General features: G+C 61.1%; 13 protein-coding genes. 7 read left to right on the top strand and 6 right to left on the bottom strand.

Annotation, left to right across the window (positions count from 1 at the left end; genetic code table 11):
- The first annotated feature begins 179 nt into the window (after positions 1–179).
- Both LMH93_RS12730 and LMH93_RS12725 read left to right on the top strand, forming a co-directional pair.
- Entirely contained in the window at positions 180–1,235 is a 1,056-nt protein-coding gene (locus tag LMH93_RS12730) for a HEAT repeat domain-containing protein (protein WP_033725904.1), read from the top strand.
- A gap of 78 nt (positions 1,236–1,313) precedes the next feature.
- Positions 1,314–2,930: a response regulator gene (locus tag LMH93_RS12725; RefSeq protein ID WP_230065272.1), complete on the top strand. Its 1,617-nt coding sequence runs from the start codon at positions 1,314–1,316 to the stop codon at positions 2,928–2,930.
- Between the two features lie 6 nt (positions 2,931–2,936).
- On the opposite strand, the gene LMH93_RS12720 is transcribed toward LMH93_RS12725, so the two are convergent.
- Positions 2,937–5,000 carry a hybrid sensor histidine kinase/response regulator gene (locus tag LMH93_RS12720; RefSeq protein ID WP_230065271.1) on the bottom strand — a complete coding sequence of 688 codons (2,064 nt, stop codon included), beginning with the start codon at positions 4,998–5,000 and terminating at the stop codon, positions 2,937–2,939.
- Positions 5,001–5,193: 193 nt separating this feature from the next.
- Between LMH93_RS12720 and LMH93_RS12715 the strand changes: the two genes are divergently transcribed.
- Positions 5,194–5,880, top strand: a complete 687-nt coding sequence (locus LMH93_RS12715) for a type 1 glutamine amidotransferase domain-containing protein (protein WP_003253860.1) — start codon at positions 5,194–5,196, stop codon at positions 5,878–5,880.
- Between the two features lie 129 nt (positions 5,881–6,009).
- The gene (locus LMH93_RS12710) at positions 6,010–6,816 is read left to right on the top strand and encodes a CSS-motif domain-containing protein (protein ID WP_003253863.1); all 807 of its coding nucleotides are present in this window, start codon (positions 6,010–6,012) and stop codon (positions 6,814–6,816) included.
- A gap of 23 nt (positions 6,817–6,839) precedes the next feature.
- Here the strand turns inward: LMH93_RS12710 and hppD are convergent, their stop codons facing one another.
- The gene (gene hppD, locus LMH93_RS12705) at positions 6,840–7,916 is read right to left on the bottom strand and encodes a 4-hydroxyphenylpyruvate dioxygenase (protein ID WP_003253865.1); all 1,077 of its coding nucleotides are present in this window, start codon (positions 7,914–7,916) and stop codon (positions 6,840–6,842) included.
- A gap of 298 nt (positions 7,917–8,214) precedes the next feature.
- Here hppD and LMH93_RS12700 point away from each other — a divergent pair, with 298 nt between their 5' ends.
- Complete coding sequence (locus LMH93_RS12700; RefSeq protein ID WP_230065270.1) at positions 8,215–9,801, top strand: EAL domain-containing protein; 1,587 nt, start codon at positions 8,215–8,217, stop codon at positions 9,799–9,801.
- A gap of 33 nt (positions 9,802–9,834) precedes the next feature.
- Positions 9,835–10,722: an EamA family transporter RarD gene (rarD, locus tag LMH93_RS12695; RefSeq protein WP_003253870.1), complete on the top strand. Its 888-nt coding sequence runs from the start codon at positions 9,835–9,837 to the stop codon at positions 10,720–10,722.
- On the opposite strand, the gene LMH93_RS12690 is transcribed toward rarD, so the two are convergent.
- Positions 10,685–12,256 carry a TerC family protein gene (locus tag LMH93_RS12690; RefSeq protein ID WP_003253871.1) on the bottom strand — a complete coding sequence of 524 codons (1,572 nt, stop codon included), beginning with the start codon at positions 12,254–12,256 and terminating at the stop codon, positions 10,685–10,687. The genes rarD and LMH93_RS12690 overlap by 38 nt on opposite strands.
- Before the next feature lie 291 nt (positions 12,257–12,547).
- On the opposite strand from LMH93_RS12690, the gene LMH93_RS12685 reads away from it, so the two are divergent.
- Entirely contained in the window at positions 12,548–13,129 is a 582-nt protein-coding gene (locus LMH93_RS12685) for a LysE family translocator (RefSeq protein WP_230065269.1), read from the top strand.
- Here the strand turns inward: LMH93_RS12685 and LMH93_RS12680 are convergent.
- The 3 genes from LMH93_RS12680 to LMH93_RS12670 form a co-directional block, all read right to left on the bottom strand.
- Positions 13,094–13,942, bottom strand: a complete 849-nt coding sequence (locus LMH93_RS12680; protein WP_003253877.1) for a helix-turn-helix transcriptional regulator — start codon at positions 13,940–13,942, stop codon at positions 13,094–13,096. The two genes, LMH93_RS12685 and LMH93_RS12680, sit on opposite strands and share 36 nt — an antisense overlap.
- Before the next feature lie 47 nt (positions 13,943–13,989).
- The gene (locus LMH93_RS12675) at positions 13,990–15,108 is read right to left on the bottom strand and encodes a glycosyltransferase 61 family protein (RefSeq protein WP_004576556.1); all 1,119 of its coding nucleotides are present in this window, start codon (positions 15,106–15,108) and stop codon (positions 13,990–13,992) included.
- Positions 15,109–15,337: 229 nt separating this feature from the next.
- Complete coding sequence (locus LMH93_RS12670) at positions 15,338–16,492, bottom strand: hypothetical protein (RefSeq protein ID WP_003253880.1); 1,155 nt, start codon at positions 16,490–16,492, stop codon at positions 15,338–15,340.
- Between the last annotated feature and the right edge of the window lie 48 nt (positions 16,493–16,540).

The raw sequence follows: 16,540 nt of genomic DNA, 5'->3' as shown, positions 1-16,540 counted from the left end.
TTTGCCCCGCAGGCCATGGTCTGCGGGGCTTTTTTATGTTTGCCATCGTATTTACCCCAATACGCAGTGCATGGATGGCCACCGCAGGCCTGGCGCCTGGCCAGCGGCGTGCCCGGTTCGGTTGCATTTACCTCCCGGCTGGCCCAAGCTCTGCCCTTCCCGCCGCCACGGATCGTCCGATGCCCAGACGCAACCGCTACCTGATCGCCCTGCTGTTGTCGATTCTGGTATCGGCCCTGTTCGGCTACCTGTGGCGCGACGCCCCGCCAATTCCGCCGACCTTGCCAGCACACAGCTACGCCAAGGCGCTGCGCCAGGCTCACGATGGCCAGCCCGGTGCCGCACGGGTGCTGTACCAGCAATTGCAACGTAACGACCTGCCTGCGATCCGCCGTGCGGCACTCTACGATGAGTTGCCCAACTACCCCTCGCCGCAGGCATTGAAACTGGCCCGCCAGGACCTGGAAAATGCCGAGCCACTGGTGCGTCGAGCGGCCATTGCCAGTATCCGCCGCCTGCTACCGCCAGCGCAGCGCAGCCTGGTACTCGGCCCGCTGCTGGACGACAGTGAGCAAAGCGTGCGTTTTGCCGCCGTGGATGCCCTGCTGGGCCTCGATCCTGACGCCATCGGCCTCTATTTCGGCCCCCTGCAGTCAGCCCTGGAGCAATACCAGCAAGCCCTGGAGCAACAGCCTGAAGATGCCGACGCCCAAGTGCACCTGGCGCGCCTCTACCTGCACGAAAACGACTACACGCAGGCCGCTGCGGCCTTGCAACGTGCGCTCGCGGTTGCCCCCGGCAACCTCGATGCCCTGGCAACTCAGGTACGCCTGCTCGAGCGCCAGGGCCACCACGACGCCTCCCGCCAGGTGCTGGGCAAAGCCCTGGCGCTGAGCCCCGACTCGGCCTTTCTGCAGTATGAGCTAGGGCTTTGGCTGAAGCGCCACGAACAGCACGAATATGCCTTGCTGGCCCTGTCCCGCGCCGTGGAACTGGACCCGGACAACGCCGATTACCGCTATACCCTGGCGGTCACTCTGCATGAGCTGGACCAGCCCGACGCCGCCCAGAAGCAACTGGAAACCGTGCTCAATCGCCAGCCAGCCAATCGCCGGGTACGGGTGCTGCTGATCCAGTACTGGAAAGAGTCCGGCCAACTGCAGAACGTGCAAGTTTCGTTAGCCGAGCTGGAGCGCCAGAACCCGGACGACCCTGCACTGCAACAGGGCCTGTAGGCAGTGCCTGGATTCAGTTGAACCCTGAGCCTGCGCCAGGGTCCAGTGGGTATCAGGCCACCCTAAAGGAGAGTCGTTTTGGCCAGTTCGTTGGCGCTGGATGAACGTGCCTTGATCCTCGCACCGCCACAACTGGCGGCGGATACCTCACGTCTGTTGACTTCCGCCGGCATCAACAGCCTCTGCGCGGTCGACCTGGCCAACCTGCAGGCGCGTCTGGCCGAAGGCGCAGGCTTGGCGATTATTGCCGAGCAAGTGTTCAGCCAAGGCCCAAGCGCCTTGCTGCAGGCATTCATCGACCAGCAACCGAGCTGGTCGGATTTGCCCATTGTGCTGCTGACCCAGGGCGCCTGGTCGGCCGCTGGGGTGAATCATCATCCAGTGGGCAATCTTCTCTGGCTGGTCACGCCCTACGAAAATGCCCAGTTGCTGCACATGACCCAGTCCGCGCTGCGCAATCGGCGGCGACAGTACGTGACACGTGACCAGCTCCATGGCATGCAGCAGCGCCTGGACAGCCGGCCTTCAACGCCGGAAGAAGAGCAGGACCGCGGTGAATTCGCCCGCTGCCAGACACGCAAGATGGAGGCCATCGGCCAACTGGCCGGCGGCGTCGCTCATGACTTCAACAACCTGCTCACCAGCATCAGCGGCAGCTTCGAACTCATCCAGCGGCGGCTGCGCCAAGGCCGCGGCGAGGGACTGGATGGCGTTCTGTGCATGGGCCGCGAGGCCGTTTCACGCGCCGCCCGCCTGACCCACCGCCTGCTGGCCTTCTCTTCCCGCCAATCGCTGCACAGCCAACGTATAGACCTGCCTACCTTGCTCAAGACAGAACGCCTGGAAGCTTGCCTGAGCCCGGCAATAACCCTGCAAGTGCACGCGGCCAAAGACCTGTGGCCCGTGGAGGCGGATGACCAGCAGTTGCAAGAGGCCCTCGACAACCTGCTGCTCAATGCCAGCGAGGCCATGCCCAACGGTGGCCTGCTACGCATCGAGGCGAACAATCATCACATCGCCACCGAGCAAGCTGCGGACGGCGCTTTGCGCACTGGCGACTATGTGCGCCTGCGAATCACCGACAGCGGCCAAGGCATGGCGCAAAGCACGCTGGAGCACGCCTTCGAACCCTTCTTCAGCACCAAGGCGACCGGCCAGGGCATTGGCCTGGGGTTGTCGATGGTGTACGGCTTCAGCAAGCAGTCCCATGGACATATCACCCTCAGCAGCGAGATTGGCCAGGGAACCCAGGTGGAGCTGTATTTGCCACGCCATGTCGACCAGGCCCTGCCATCCAGCAAGCCTGTGCCGGCCAGGCAAGACGGCTGCAGCCGACACGTGCTGATTGTCGAGGACGATCCCCATGTGCGCCAACTGCTTTGCCAGGCACTGGGCGAAAACGGCTTCCCCTGCCAAAGCGCAGCCGACGCCAACGAGGGACTGAAGGTGCTGCGCTCGGCACAACCGGTGGATTTGCTGATCACCGATGTGGGCTTGCCCGGCATGAACGGCCGGCAACTGGCAGAAATTGCCCGCAGCCTGCGGCCTCAATTACCGGTGCTGTTTATCACGGGCTACGCGGAAACGGCCATGGCACGCGAAGGCTTCCTGGGCGCAGGCATGCAGCTGATCTGCAAGCCGTTCGAGTTGCAGCAGTTACAGACGCGAGTGGCACAGATTCTAGGCAAGCCTTGAAGCGCCTTACACGTCAAGCAGGCGTAGCGCCTCATCGGCAAGCAGCGCCAGCGAAAACGGCTTGTTCAACAATGCTGTGCCCGGCTGATCGAGCAATTGCGCTTCAATGGACTGATCCGCATATCCGGTGATAAACAGAATTTTCTGCTGTGCAAGCTGCATGCGCATGGCCTTGGCCACTTGCCGGCCACTGAACCCACCCGGCAAGCCGATATCGGTGATGACCAGATCGAAAGGGCCGCCATGGCGAAAGCGCTCCAGTGCGCTATTGGCATCGCCCACATCCGTGACGTCAAAACCACGCTCAGTCAGGTATTCACGCATGACCGCGCGCAGATCAAGCTCGTCATCCACCAGCAGCAGGCGCTCGCCCCGGGCCATGCGCTGCGACAGCAGTACCGGCGCGGGCTCATCCGGAACCGGCTCATGGCACCTGGGGAAAAGCATGGAAACCCTGGTGCCCTGCTCCGGCGCCGACTCGATCCAGGCATACCCGCCCGACTGACGGACGAAGCCATACACCATCGACAGGCCAAGCCCGGCACCACGCCCGAGAGGTTTGGTTGTGTAAAACGGTTCGAAAGCCCTGGCGATATCCGCCGCTGCCATGCCATGGCCATCGTCCTCGACATGCAAGGCCACATAGTCGCCTGGCGGCAAGCCCCCTTCATCCGGGAAAAAGGCGGTCAGCCGTTCGTTGACGCTGCTGAGGGTGACATTGCCCTGTTCCAGGCATGCTTCACGCGCATTGGCACACAAGTGGATCAAGGCATTCTCTAGCTGGGGTACGTCCAGGCTCACTGCCCAAGGTGCAACGTCCAGTTGCCAGTGCAAACGCATCTCTGCCCCCAGCGCCCGCAGCAACAGGGGTTCGCTCAGGCGTAACTGCCGACTGAAGTCCAGTGGCCGCGGGGCCAATGGCTGATGGCGGGAAAATGCGATCAACCGATGGGTCAGGTCCATGGCACGCTGCACCGCGTCGCGCGCAACGTCCACGTAGGCTTCCACACGCTCCAGCCGCCCCTCCTGCAGGCGTCGCTGCAACAGTTCGAGGCTGCCACCGATACCGGACAGCAAGTTGTTCATTTCATGGCCCATGCCGCCCGCCAACTGGCCAACCACCTCCATACGCTCACTGTTGTGCATCAGCGCCTCTGCCTGACGCGCAGCCTCTTCACGGTCTGCGGTGATGTCCCGGCCAACCGCCGTCAGCAGGTTGCCGTCAAACCGTGCACTCCAGCGAAACCAGTGGTAGTGACCATCGCGGTGTCGCAGGCGGATCTCCAGCTGCTCCGCGTGGCTGCATTGGAACAGCCCGGACACTGCCAATCGTACTTCGGTACGCTCTGTCGGGTGCACCAGCTCCATCACCGACATCGCCTGCACCTGCTCTTGTGTCCAGCCCAGAATGCGGTACCAGGCAGGGTTGGCAGCATGCAATTTCAATTCAGGGGTGAGCATCATCATCGCTTCGCGCGACAGCAACCAGAACTGCTCTCGCTCGGCCACATGCTGCTCAACCTGGCGTTCAAAGCTCTGCACCTGCTCACGCCAATGGCGGTGGGCCTCGACGCTGGCCGTGGTCTCGATCACCGTATGCAGAAACCCCGCCACGTTACCGAGTTCATCGTGCAGGGGGGCATAACCGAATGCGCACCATAGTGGTTCGGCGCCTTCACTGCGGACGATACGCAGGGGTGGGTCCTCGACAAAATTCGAGTGGCCTTCCAGTGCCTTGAACACCCAGGGTCCCACTGCAGGCCAGATATCACTCCACAGGGTATCGAACGCCATGCCCAGCGCATCCGGTAATGCCCGCAACGCCCGGTAGCCATCGTTATGCACCACACACAGGTCCGCCCCCCAGACCACCGCACATGGGAAAGGTGACAAATGCATCATGTCCACGGCTATGCGCAACGAAGCAGGCCAGCGCGACAATGGCCCAAGCGAGGTACGCCACCAGTCGAACTGGGCTATCCGCTCCCCCATCGGCTCGATCGATGGCAAAACAGGCGACTGCAGGATGACCTGCGGCGCGGGCTCGCGTGGCTTACCGTTAGCGACCAATATCGTGACTCCAGCAATGCTCAGGGTTGACCACAGCGCCGCCAAGCCTGGCACGCTCGCCCGTGGATGGGTTCAAGTTAGCACAGCACGTCCCGCACACCATGGCGTACTTGCAGGTGGCAGCTATGCTATTTAGGTTTTCCCTCGGGCCAGGGAGCACCGGCCCATTCAGGTTGCCGATGGGAGCAGGGTCATGAGCAAGAAAATTTTGGTGGTGTTGACCAATACAGCGAAGTATCCAACCCTCAAACGGGCGACCGGGTTGTGGCTGGGTGAAGCCGTTCACTTTGTCGAGAAAGTCGAAAAGGCCGGCTACACCGTCGACTATGTCAGCCCACAGGGCGGTTACGTTCCCGTCGACCCGAAAAGCCTGCATATGGCCCCTGACCTGGACTGGCAGTGGTACGACGACAAGCGCTTCATGACGCGCCTGGGCAGTACCTTGGCCCCAGGGCAGGTGAAAGCCGATGAATACAGCGTCATCTATTACACCGGTGGCCATGGGGTGATGTATGACTTCGCGGAAAACCAGGCTCTGCAAGAACTGGCACGCAAAATCTACGAAAAAGGTGGCATTGTCGCAGCAGTCTGTCACGGCGTTGTCGGCCTGCTGAACATCAAGCTGAGTAACAACTGCCTGCTCCTCAAAGACCGCAAGGTGACCGGCTTTTCCAACATAGAGGAAAAACTGGTCGAATTGAACGACGTAGTGCCTTTCTTGACGGAGATCGAGCTTGTAGGTCGCGGCGGTAATTACAGCAAACATGATGAGCCGTGGAAGCCGTACGTGGTCGACGATGATAGGCTGATCACCGGGCAGAACCCCGCTTCTACCGCCATGCTGGCCGAGGCAGTGCTGAAAAAACTCAAGGGCAGTTAGCTACATCAAGGCGCTCGATTTCCTACCGCTTCAACTGCAGCCGGACTACAGCAGCCCGGTCAGCAAATACATAGGCTCAGGGCTCAGCTGTTCACCACGGACAGTTTCAGAGCGGAGAACTATTAGCCTATGTCGAAAATCATGCACGCGGGGCGCAGCATGGTGGAGCTGCTGCTGCTCATTGCAGTGGCGCTGGTGCCTGTGGTTTCCGGTTTGCTGGTGATGGCTTTCCAGCTGGAAGCGAAACTTGCGGAAAACGCCAGCATTTCCGTTCAGGAGGCGGTTTTCAGCGTCGACAATGCACTGGACAGAATGCACGAGACGGCCCTGCGCACCCTGCCATTTGCAGGGGAATCTTGCGATAACGTCAAAAGTGCCTTGCAGGACCAGGTTGCCATTCGCTCAATGGTCAGGTCGCTGACCTTGCTCAAAGACAATCAACCCTACTGCAGCACGGCTTCAGGTTCGCTGGAGCATTATTCATCCTTCGCGTCGTCCGGCCAGCGAGTCGCACTGTCCTACGGCCCTCCTGATACGCGTCAGAAGCTGCTGGTCGACTTTCATCAGAAGGGCAAAAGCAATAGCGTAATCGTCACCGCCTATGCCATGCAGATTCGCAACGAGCTGGATGGCTTTCTGGATGGGCTGACACTGCTGGTCGAATTTGGCGACCGCTACATATGGAGCAACGGTGACAGCCGTGACCTTGAGCGCCCTTCACAGTCCGAGTTCTTTACAAGCGCAATGTCGGCCAAGTATGGATACACGGTCAAAGGTGGCTACCCAGAGGGTTTCACCGCTCAGGAAATCCGCCAGTCGGTGCTGCAGATCGTCCCCTCGCTGATGCTGGTGGGGATCGTGACCGGCTCGATCGTCTACCTGGCCCTGTTCAGGGCACGTGCCAACAGACGGGGTACCGCCGCCGAACGAACATGACGACGACGGTACTCCAGGGGCGATCAGTCTGTGCTCAGCACGCCACGGCGTACCTGGTCACGTTCGATGGATTCGAACAGCGCCTTGAAGTTGCCCTCACCGAAGCCATCGTCACCTTTGCGCTGGATGAACTCGAAGAAGACCGGGCCAAGCAGGGTTTCCGAGAAAATCTGCAGCAGCAGGCGCTTGTCTTCGGGCTGCGAGGCGCCATCGAGCAGGATGCCACGCGCTTGCAGTTGGTCGACCGGCTCACCATGGCCAGGCAGGCGCTCTTCCAGCATTTCGTAGTAGGTTTGCGGTGGCGCGGTCATGAAGCGCATGCCCAGCCCCTTCAGGGCATCCCAGGTCTTGAGCAGGTCATCAGTCAGGAAGGCCACGTGCTGGATACCTTCACCGTTGAACTGCATCAGGAACTCTTCGATCTGCCCTGCGCCCTTGGACGACTCTTCGTTGAGCGGGATGCGGATCATGCCATCAGGCGCAGTCATGGCCTTGGAGGTGAGGCCGGTGTATTCGCCCTTGATGTCGAAGTAGCGGATTTCACGGAAGTTGAACAGCTTCTCGTAGAACCCGGCCCAGTAGGCCATGCGCCCGCGGTAGACGTTATGGGTGAGGTGGTCGATGATTTTCAGGCCAGCACCCACCGGGTTGCGATCCACGCCTTCGATGAAGTTGAAATCGATGTCGTAGATCGAACTGCCTTCCTCGAAGCGGTCGATCAGGTAGAGCGGTGCCCCCCCGATACCCTTGATCGCAGGCAGGCGCAATTCCATCGGGCCGGTTTCGATTTCTACCGGCTGGGCGCCCAGTTCCAGGGCGCGGGCATAAGCCTCATGGGCATTGCGCACGCGAAAAGCCATGCCACATACCGACGGGCCGTGTTCCGCGGCGAAGTACGAAGCGATACTTTTGGGTTCATTGTTCAGGATCAGGTTGATGCCACCCTGGCGATACAGGTGCACATCCTTGGAGCGGTGGGTGGCCACTTTGGTGAAACCCAGTATCTGGAATACAGGCTCAAGTACGCCAGGGGTCGGCGAAGCCAGTTCGATGAACTCGAAGCCCATCAGGCCCATTGGATTGTCGAAGATATCAGCCATGTTCGTGTCCTCATCTGCTGCGAAAATTATAGATTGCGTAGGATGTGGAACAGAAACGGCGGTGAGCACGGGATACCGCGCACGCTGCGGGCGAGGAAGTCACCTATGATCAGCTTGAACCCATGGTATGTCATATGGACCCATTCTCGGCGGGCTTGATCCTTCGGAGGTGAAGGACCTTATTGTTGTATTCGTAAATCGATTCTACATTGCGTAAAATGGTTTGTCGCGTTTTAGTTGCTCGTACGCGGCGACAAACGGCTATCCTCTCGTTTTACGCCATGATAGTCAGGTCAGCATGCCCCTTACCGCCAAACGCCGCGCCGCACTCAGCTGGCGCATGCTCTTGCCTTGGGTCGTCGGCGTGCTGCCGGTCATGTGCGGCCTGGCCGTGATGAACTGGCAGGTCGAGCGTGAAATGCAGGCCAGCAGCCACGCCACCACCCGCCAGGCGTTGGAGCACGTCGAACACATCCTCGACAACCTGTCCCGTGCCGCCAATTCGCTACTTCCACTGACTGACAGCCCATGCGAGCAGGTCAAGCTTATGCTACGGGCCCAGGTTACCCGCAATGCCTTCGTGCGCTCGACCAACCTGTTCAGGCACAACAACCTGTATTGCACCTCGCTGTTCGGCGAGTTCGACGAACCGGTCAATCCTGGCGATTACGTCGACGGCAAGTTATGGCTGATGGACGGCAACTCGGTTACGCCGGGCCACCCGCTGCTGGTCTACCGTGCCAGCGACGGCGACCACGGCGCAATCACCACGGTGGACGGCGACCACCTGCTAACAGCACTGCGCCTGATCGGCCCCGATGAAGAACTGCAAATCCGCGTGGGCGACGCCTGGATGGGCAAGGATGGCGTGGTCCACAAAGGTGTCTCCCCTGCCGCCCCCAGTGCCAACGTGCTGATAGGCTCAACGCGTTACCCTTTCAGCGTGCAGGGCGGCTACAGTGCCGACAAGCAAGGCCAACTGTTGCGCAGCCACTACCCTGGCCTGCTCAGTCTGTTGCTGGTACTGGGTGCCCTGGCAGCGCTGGCGTGCCGCTGGCAGATTCGCCGCGCCACCTCACCGCGTGCCGAACTGGACCGTGCCCTGCAGGCCGATGAATTCCTGCCGTATTTTCAGCCGGTGGTGCGCAAGGGCGATTACCGCTGGGCCGGTGCGGAAGTGCTGATGCGCTGGCACCACCCACGAGAAGGCCTGGTTCGCCCCGACCTGTTCATCCCCTATGCCGAACACAGCGGGCAGATTGTCGCCATGACCCGCGCGCTGTTGACACATACCGCGCAAAGCCTGGCGCCTTATGCCGGGTTGTTGGAAGACGGCTTCCATATTGGTGTCAATATCACCGCTGACCACTGCCGCGACCTCAGCCTGCTGGATGACTGTCGCACGTTCCTGCAGCACTTTCCGCCCGGCCGGGTGGTGCTGACCCTGGAACTGACAGAGCGCAAGCTGATCGAGCCCACGCCGGTCACCCTTGAGTTGTTCGAAAAGCTGCATGCCATGGGCGTGATGATCGCCCTCGACGACTTCGGCACCGGCCAGTCGAGCCTCAACTACCTGCGGCAATTCAAGGTCGACTACCTGAAGATCGACCAGAGCTTCGTTGCCATGATCGGCGCCGATGCGCTGTCAGTGCACATACTCGAGAGCATCATTGAACTGTCAGGAAAGCTGGACCTGGGCATCGTCGCCGAGGGTGTGGAAACCGACCTGCAGCGCGACTACCTGGCCAAGCATGGGGTGGACTTCCAGCAGGGTTACCTGTTCGCCAGGCCCATGCCAGCCGCCCAGTTCCTCGCAGCCTTGGCCACCCGCCCGGGCGCAACGCAGTTGCCGCAAGATGCGCCCCCTGAGATCATGCGCGGCTGATCAACCCGCTCAATTCCCGTATTCGAGGCATTCGTGTCAAAAGGCATTGTTTCATCGGTCATGGCGTCCTGCCTGTTCGCTGTGATGTACTTCTATACCTCCCTGCTCAAGCCACTCGATGGCGAAGAAATCTTTGGCTGGCGCACCCTGCTGACACTGCCCTGCCTCACCTTGTTCATGCTTGTCTCGAAAGACTGGAAGCGGGTGGGCGAACTGATGGGCCGGGTAAAACGCACGCCGGTGCTGTTGCTCGGCATGGTCGGCACGTCCTGGCTGATGGGGGTGCAACTGTGGCTGTTTCTCTGGGCGCCCCTGCATGGGCGCAGCCTGGAAGTGTCGATGGGTTACTTCCTGCTGCCACTGGCCATGGTCCTGACCGGGCGGCTGGTCTATGGCGAGCGCCTGTCACGCCTGCAGACGGTAGCCGTGGCCTGCGCCGCACTGGGCGTGGGCCACGAGCTGTACCAAAATGGCAGTTTTGCCTGGGAAACCCTGCTGGTAACGATCGGCTACCCGGTCTACTTCGTGCTGCGCCGACGCTGCCGCACCGACCACCTGGGCGGCCTGTGGTGCGACATGTGCCTGCTGCTGCCGTGGGCGCTGTACTTCGTGATCCAGAGCCCACTTTCCAGCGCTGACCTGCAAGCACACCCCGGGCTGTATGTGTTGGTGCCGATCCTTGGCGCGATCAGCGCGTCGGCGCTTATCGCCTACGTGCTGGCCAGCCGCATGCTGCCATTCAGCCTGTTCGGCCTGCTCAGCTACGTCGAACCCGTGCTGCTGGTGGGCGTGGCGTTGCTGCTGGGCGAAACCATCGGCCCGGATCAGTGGCTGACCTACCTGCCAATCTGGGCCGCAGTACTGGTGCTGGTGCTTGAGGGCTTCAAGCACCTGCTACGTCAGCGTCGCCGTTCGGTGTAAGCCGAACCTGACGTACCCGTCGCTCTTCAACCGCCTCCACGGTCAGCATCCAGCCATTCCAGGCTAGCCGGTCACCGACCATCGGCAGGCGGTCGAGCAAGCTCATCACCAGGCCCGCAAGGGTCTGGTAATCCTCGGTAGCACGGGCACTGAAGCCAGTACGCGCCTGCACCTGGCTGAGGTTCAGCGCGCCGCTGACCACAAAGCCTTCCCCTTCCTGGACGATGCCCGGGCCTTCAATTTCACTGGCATCCGGCAGCTCACCGGCAATCGACTCAAGGATGTCGGTCATGGTCAACAGCCCGGTGAAGTCACCGAACTCGTTGACCACGAAGGCAATATGGGTCGACTGGCCACGCATTTGCTCCAGGGCATTGAGGATGCTGAAGCTCTCCAGCAGGTTCAACGGCGCCCGGGCCATGCTTTCCAGGTCGGGCTGGCTGCCCGAGAGCAGTTCCTTCAGCAGTTCCTTCTTGTGCACAAAGCCCAGGGGCTCGTCCACGCGACCATCGCGAATCAGCGGCAGGCGCGAGTACGGCGAATTGGCCAGGGCCTGGGCAATGGCGTCGGCCGGTTGCGCCAGGTCGATCACATCAACCTCGGCACGGGCAGTCATCACCGTACGAATCGGCCGCTCGGCCAGGTTCAGCACGCCGCTGATCATGACCCGCTCACGGCGGTCGAACAGCACCTGTTCCCCGCCGCCCTCGACCAGGTCGGCAATCTCCTCGCCGACCTCGTCAGCCTCGACCCGGCGGCCGCCCAGCAGGCGCAGCACGGCATGGGCAGTGCGTTCACGCAACGGCTTGTGCTGTTGCAGGCTGCGCTTGCGACGGGCGCGCGCCAGCTGGTTGAACAGCTCGATCAGGATCGAGAAGCCGATGGCCGCGTACAGGTAGCCTTTCGGGATATGGAAGCCCAGGCCTTCGGCGGTGAGGCTGAAACCGATCATCATCAGGAAGCCCAGACACAGCATGATCACCGTGGGGTGGGCGTTGACGAAGCGGGTCAGCGGCTTGCTGGCAACGATCATGATACCGATCGAGAAGATCACCGCGATCATCATCACGGACAGCTCATCGACCATGCCCACCGCCGTGATCACGGCATCCAGCGAGAATACCGCGTCCAGTACCACGATCTGGGCAACGATCGGCCAGAACGCGGCATGGCGCAGCGTGCCACTGGCCTGGCTCACGTGACCTTCCAGGCGTTCGTGCAGCTCCATGGTGGCCTTGAACAGCAGGAACACACCACCGAACAGCATGATCAGGTCACGGCCAGAGAAGCTCTTGCCGAACACTTCGAACAGCGGCGCGGTAAGGGTGACCATCCACGAAATGCTGGCCAACAGGCCCAGGCGCATGATGAGCGCCAGGCTCAGGCCAATGACCCGCGCGCGGTCGCGCTGATGGGGCGGCAACTTGTCGGCAAGGATGGCGATGAACACCAGGTTGTCGATACCCAGCACCAGCTCGAGGACGATAAGCGTCAAAAGGCCTAGCCAGGCCGTGGGGTCGGCTAGCCATTCCATTAGCGGGTACTCACGTGGGACACGTCACAAGGACGGGAGAAGGATGGCCAGAAAGGCCGAAGACTGGGGGGCTCCGCGAAGGTGCTCATATAGACCTTGATAACAAATTGGGAGAACGATGCTACAAGCACAGCAGGTTTCTGTAGTAGCGCAAAACTATTACAAAATCTGTAACAACCCTGCATCGCCCTTAGCCCTGCAGGCGCGAGTCGTGCGCAGGTACTTTTGTTCAATACATCAGAACGCCGGCCACGCGAGGATAACGCCTCCCCAACTACGCGGATCTTCTTCATGAGCCTATCCCTGTCCATGGCCGCCTTCGCCCTTGCGGCCTCGATCTCCCCCGGCCCGGTCAACATCGTCGCCCTTGGCAGCGGTGCCCGCCATGGCCTGCGCGCCAGCCTGGCGCATGTGGCCGGTGCCACGCTGGGTTTCTGCCTGCTGCTGGTGCTGGTGGGGCTGGGCCTGCATCAACTGCTGCTGCGCTGGCCTTTGCTGGGCCTGATGTTGCACTGGGGCGGGGTGGCGTTTCTGCTGTACATGGCGTGGAAGCTGGCCAGTGACGACGGTAACCTGAACAACGCACAGCCTACCCAAGCCCCTTCAGCCTGGCACGGCGCAGCAATGCAGTGGCTGAACCCCAAAGCCTGGTTGGCAGCCGTTGCCGGGGTGGGTGCCTACACCGGTGGTGAACAGCACTTGCTGTGGCTGTTTACCTGGATCTACGGGCCGATCTGTTTCATCTCAGTGGCCTGCTGGGCCTGGGCCGGCAGCGTGATTCGCCGGTACCTGGACAACCCACGTCACCTGCGCATGCTCAATCGGAGCCTGGCCGTGTTACTGGTTGCCAGTGCGGTTTACCTGATCCTTTAAGGCATGCACGGCTCCTGCAGGAGCACCGAGGCTAGCGACAGCATTTCTGTAATGCCCCGGTGTCGCCGCCAGGTGCTGTTTGAATGCCCGCTGCAGGTGTGCCTGATCAGCGAACCCGGCCTCCTGTGCAACTTCAGCAATTGAACGGCCCTGGCGCAACTGCGCCCGGGCCAGTTGTACACGCTGGTCTAGCAGGTAACCATGCGGCGTCAGGCCGAAGCGTTGGCGAAAGGCACGAATCAGGTAGGAACGGGACAGGCCGCAAGCCCCGCAGATGTCTTCGAGGCTGAGCGGGTCACTGCGGTGGGCGCGTATGAAAGCAGCCGCTGCATCCAGCCGTGGATTGCCCTGGTCAATCTCGCTGGCATTACGGGCAAGCATGCCCGGCAGCTCGCTGAAAAGGGCCGCCAGGCGGGTTTCCCGATCAGGCAGCCTGGCGTCGAACAGGTCGGCAAAGGCCTGCAACAGCCGCCCGTACAACACAGGTGAGCGGCTCCAGGTCTGCGTTGGCAGGGTAAAACCCACTGCCTGCAACCAAGGCTGATCGACGAACAGCATCAGGTAAGACCAGGGTTCCCCGGCAACAGGGTTGCAGGTATGCACCACGCCCGGGTTCATCAACACGGTGGTACCCGCCCCCACCTCAACGCACTGGTCACTGTTGATGTAAGTGCTACGTCCCCCCGTGATCACCCCGATGGAGAAGCTCTCGTGAGAGTGCGCGGCGTAGCACACCTTGCGCCCGTCCCCTACCCGTCGGGCTTCGACGAACGGCAAGGCAGGGTCGCGCCAAAACCGTGATACCTCGATCATCCTCTACTGCCCTGCCCGCCGCGGATCCATGCACCGATACTACACACTTATCGTGGGAACAGATCCAACGTGCGCTCCACTTCGTCAATATCGATCCTGAAACCATCGCCTTCCGGCAGGCCTACCACAAAGCCAAAATGCTGCTGGTCACGATCCGTCAGGTATTTGTAGTAACTGACGAAACGGTTCGGCGGCTGCAAAGTCAGCAGGCAGCCTCCAGCCTGCAGCACATTCACGCCATGCACCAACTGGCTACCCTCCACCCCGATGACCACTTTAGCCCCGGCGCATGCCGCGATAATGCTCGGCACATCGGACTTCAGCGGGTTGACGATGCGAAAACCGCGGGTAGTACGCAAGTGTTCGGCAAGCTCCAGCTCGTTGCGCAACAGGCGCAGGTCACCATCACCGCCCCGCAACAGGAAAACCCCCGGGTGCTGCGTGTACGACACATGCGAGAGCAGCTTGTCACCCATGGCTCGGTAGCGAGCATGCCGGCTGCGGTTGTTGCTCTGGTCATCGAACAGCACCAGCTCACGGAAGAACGCACTGCGCAGGCGCAAAGGCTTCATGTCCAGCCAGTCTTCATAGGCCGGTGCCTGGGTAAACAGCGGATACCTGGCAGACGGGGCGGTGGTCACCGGGATGCCCTCGTTGCAGGCCAGCGCATAGGTCGGACAGTCTTCCATCAACCAGGTGCCGAACCAGGCGTTACCGTTTTGCGTGCAGTAGATTGCAGCGCGGTCGATTTCATTGTCGATGAGGATGGTCGGGAAGGTACTCGGCTTCTGTGACAGCCAATGGCTGGCTTTGCCCTTGTACAACGCCCCTTCGACCAGCCATACATCCTTGATCAAGTAGCCACGGGTTGGCCCTTGCAATGTGTTGACGCCCCCCTCCATGGTCTGCGCCGGGTGCACGTAGGGGTAAAACCGCTTGCCTTCCCAGCCCGTCACCCGCTCCAGCTGACCAGGCAGGAAAATGGCCGGCGGCGAAACCGTGGCTTCGCCCGGGGCGATGTCCCAGCACTTGGTGGCGACGCTCTTGAGATCGGTCGCCGTTTTTCCACCCAGCCGTTTGCGCGCCATGTGGCGGTAGGCGGCCAAGGTCCAGCTGTGTTGCCTGGCTGCGGGCGATGCACTGAACTGCGAGATGTCGCTTCCCATGAAGCGTCCTCCCTTGATGGCGAAGTGTGGAGCCCGGCGCTAGGCGCTGTACGAAAAGTCTTGAGACGCGGGTCAGGCAAGGCGAAAACAGCCGAGGAACGGCCGGGGTCGCGCCCGACTGTACTGGAGTACATGAGCATTCCGAGGCGGTTTTCAACGCAGCATGAACAAGTATCAAGGCTTTTCTTACAGCGCCTAGGCGCCAGATCAAAGCATCCCTGGCAGTTACTCAATTGCTCGTGACTCTTTCCATGGTGGGCGGTGATTGCAAGCTGGCGTAACGGCTGCGCAACGTTTGCACAAACGGTTCGCCTGCCCCGCTGCCGCCATAGAGATAAATCTTGTGCAGGCCACCAAACACCATTTCGTGATAGCGACTGGCAACTTCCTCATCGCTTGGGCCATCCGGGAGCCCCAGATGCAACGTCAGCTTGTCGCCTTCGACCGCGAACATCGGCGTATCCCACAAGAACTTTGCCGTACCGGTCTTGGGCAGGCGGACAAACAGGTACGCATGGTTACCCAGCGAATCGATATCACCACCGCGGCGGCGCTTCCACTTCAGCAGGCCGTCGTCCGGGCGCGCCAGACACAGGCCGATGTCGTAATAATCGAAGCCCTGCTCCAGTGCCCATTCAAGCGCCATGAAGGTGGTGATCGAATTCACCTCGCGCAGTTTCTTCGCATCGGAAAACACCGCCTCGCAATAGCCAAAGCGCAACGTGCTCCAGTAACGCTTGCCGCCGCGTACCACTTCACACCCCAGGTGACAGCCGATCACTTCATCGCCCAACATGATCAAGTCAAGCCGGCCGACACTCTTGGCAATACGGAACACCTCTTCGGTAGGAAACTGCGCGGCATGAATGCCCTGCCGGGCCGAAGCATAAGGGCGCAGCAGATCCCGGTCGGCCATGGCGATTTCTTCGTCCGAAAGGGCTTGGCGCATGTGATACAGCGGCCGGTTCTTGCGAATGCTGCGCCGCAGTTCGCTGTCATAGCGGGCCGTGATGTCTTCCAGAGGGCGCCCCAAGGGCACCACGGCGCTCAGGTAGTGCGGCACTGACAGCGCCCCCGACGTGGGCATTTCGCTGATGACCACGACGTGGCTGGCAGCCGCCGTGGCACTTGCACCGTCCACGATCGATGCGCTGCCCTGGCCCTTGCCCCCAATCAGCAGCTTGGCCATTTCCCGTTGCTGCTTGCGGCCGATGTAGAGGATTTCGTACGGGCTCTCCTGTTGCGGGCGAAACCTGGCGACTTCCCAACGCCAGAGACAGGCACGCGCCATCATTTCTCGCATTTTGCTGGCCAGCAGCCTGATTTCGTAGCGCATGGAGGGCGACAGGAGCTTGCGCGCCACAGTCGTCAAGGTCTTTTTCATTTCTTCTTCGACGTCCTTTTGAAGTGCACTATTGGCCAATCGGAAAAA

This window comes from Pseudomonas sp. CIP-10, from assembly GCF_020911845.1.
GTDB lineage: Bacteria > Pseudomonadota > Gammaproteobacteria > Pseudomonadales > Pseudomonadaceae > Aquipseudomonas > Aquipseudomonas alloputida.
Note: the sequence above shows the minus strand (reverse complement) of the source record. Positions and strands in the feature narration are given on the sequence as shown.

Excerpts from the sequence above, each read along its gene's own strand:
- LMH93_RS12730 (WP_033725904.1), top strand. The coding sequence starts at position 180 with ATGCCCAGACGCAACCGCTACCTGATCGCCCTGCTGTTGTCGATTCTG.
- LMH93_RS12715 (WP_003253860.1), top strand. The coding sequence starts at position 5,194 with ATGAGCAAGAAAATTTTGGTGGTGTTGACCAATACAGCGAAGTATCCA.
- LMH93_RS12710 (WP_003253863.1), top strand. The coding sequence starts at position 6,010 with ATGTCGAAAATCATGCACGCGGGGCGCAGCATGGTGGAGCTGCTGCTG.
- hppD (WP_003253865.1), bottom strand. The coding sequence starts at position 7,916 with ATGGCTGATATCTTCGACAATCCAATGGGCCTGATGGGCTTCGAGTTC.
- LMH93_RS12700 (WP_230065270.1), top strand. The coding sequence starts at position 8,215 with ATGCCCCTTACCGCCAAACGCCGCGCCGCACTCAGCTGGCGCATGCTC.
- LMH93_RS12690 (WP_003253871.1), bottom strand. The coding sequence starts at position 12,256 with ATGGAATGGCTAGCCGACCCCACGGCCTGGCTAGGCCTTTTGACGCTT.
- LMH93_RS12685 (WP_230065269.1), top strand. The coding sequence starts at position 12,548 with ATGAGCCTATCCCTGTCCATGGCCGCCTTCGCCCTTGCGGCCTCGATC.
- LMH93_RS12680 (WP_003253877.1), bottom strand. The coding sequence starts at position 13,942 with ATGATCGAGGTATCACGGTTTTGGCGCGACCCTGCCTTGCCGTTCGTC.
- LMH93_RS12675 (WP_004576556.1), bottom strand. The coding sequence starts at position 15,108 with ATGGGAAGCGACATCTCGCAGTTCAGTGCATCGCCCGCAGCCAGGCAA.
- LMH93_RS12670 (WP_003253880.1), bottom strand. The coding sequence starts at position 16,492 with ATGAAAAAGACCTTGACGACTGTGGCGCGCAAGCTCCTGTCGCCCTCC.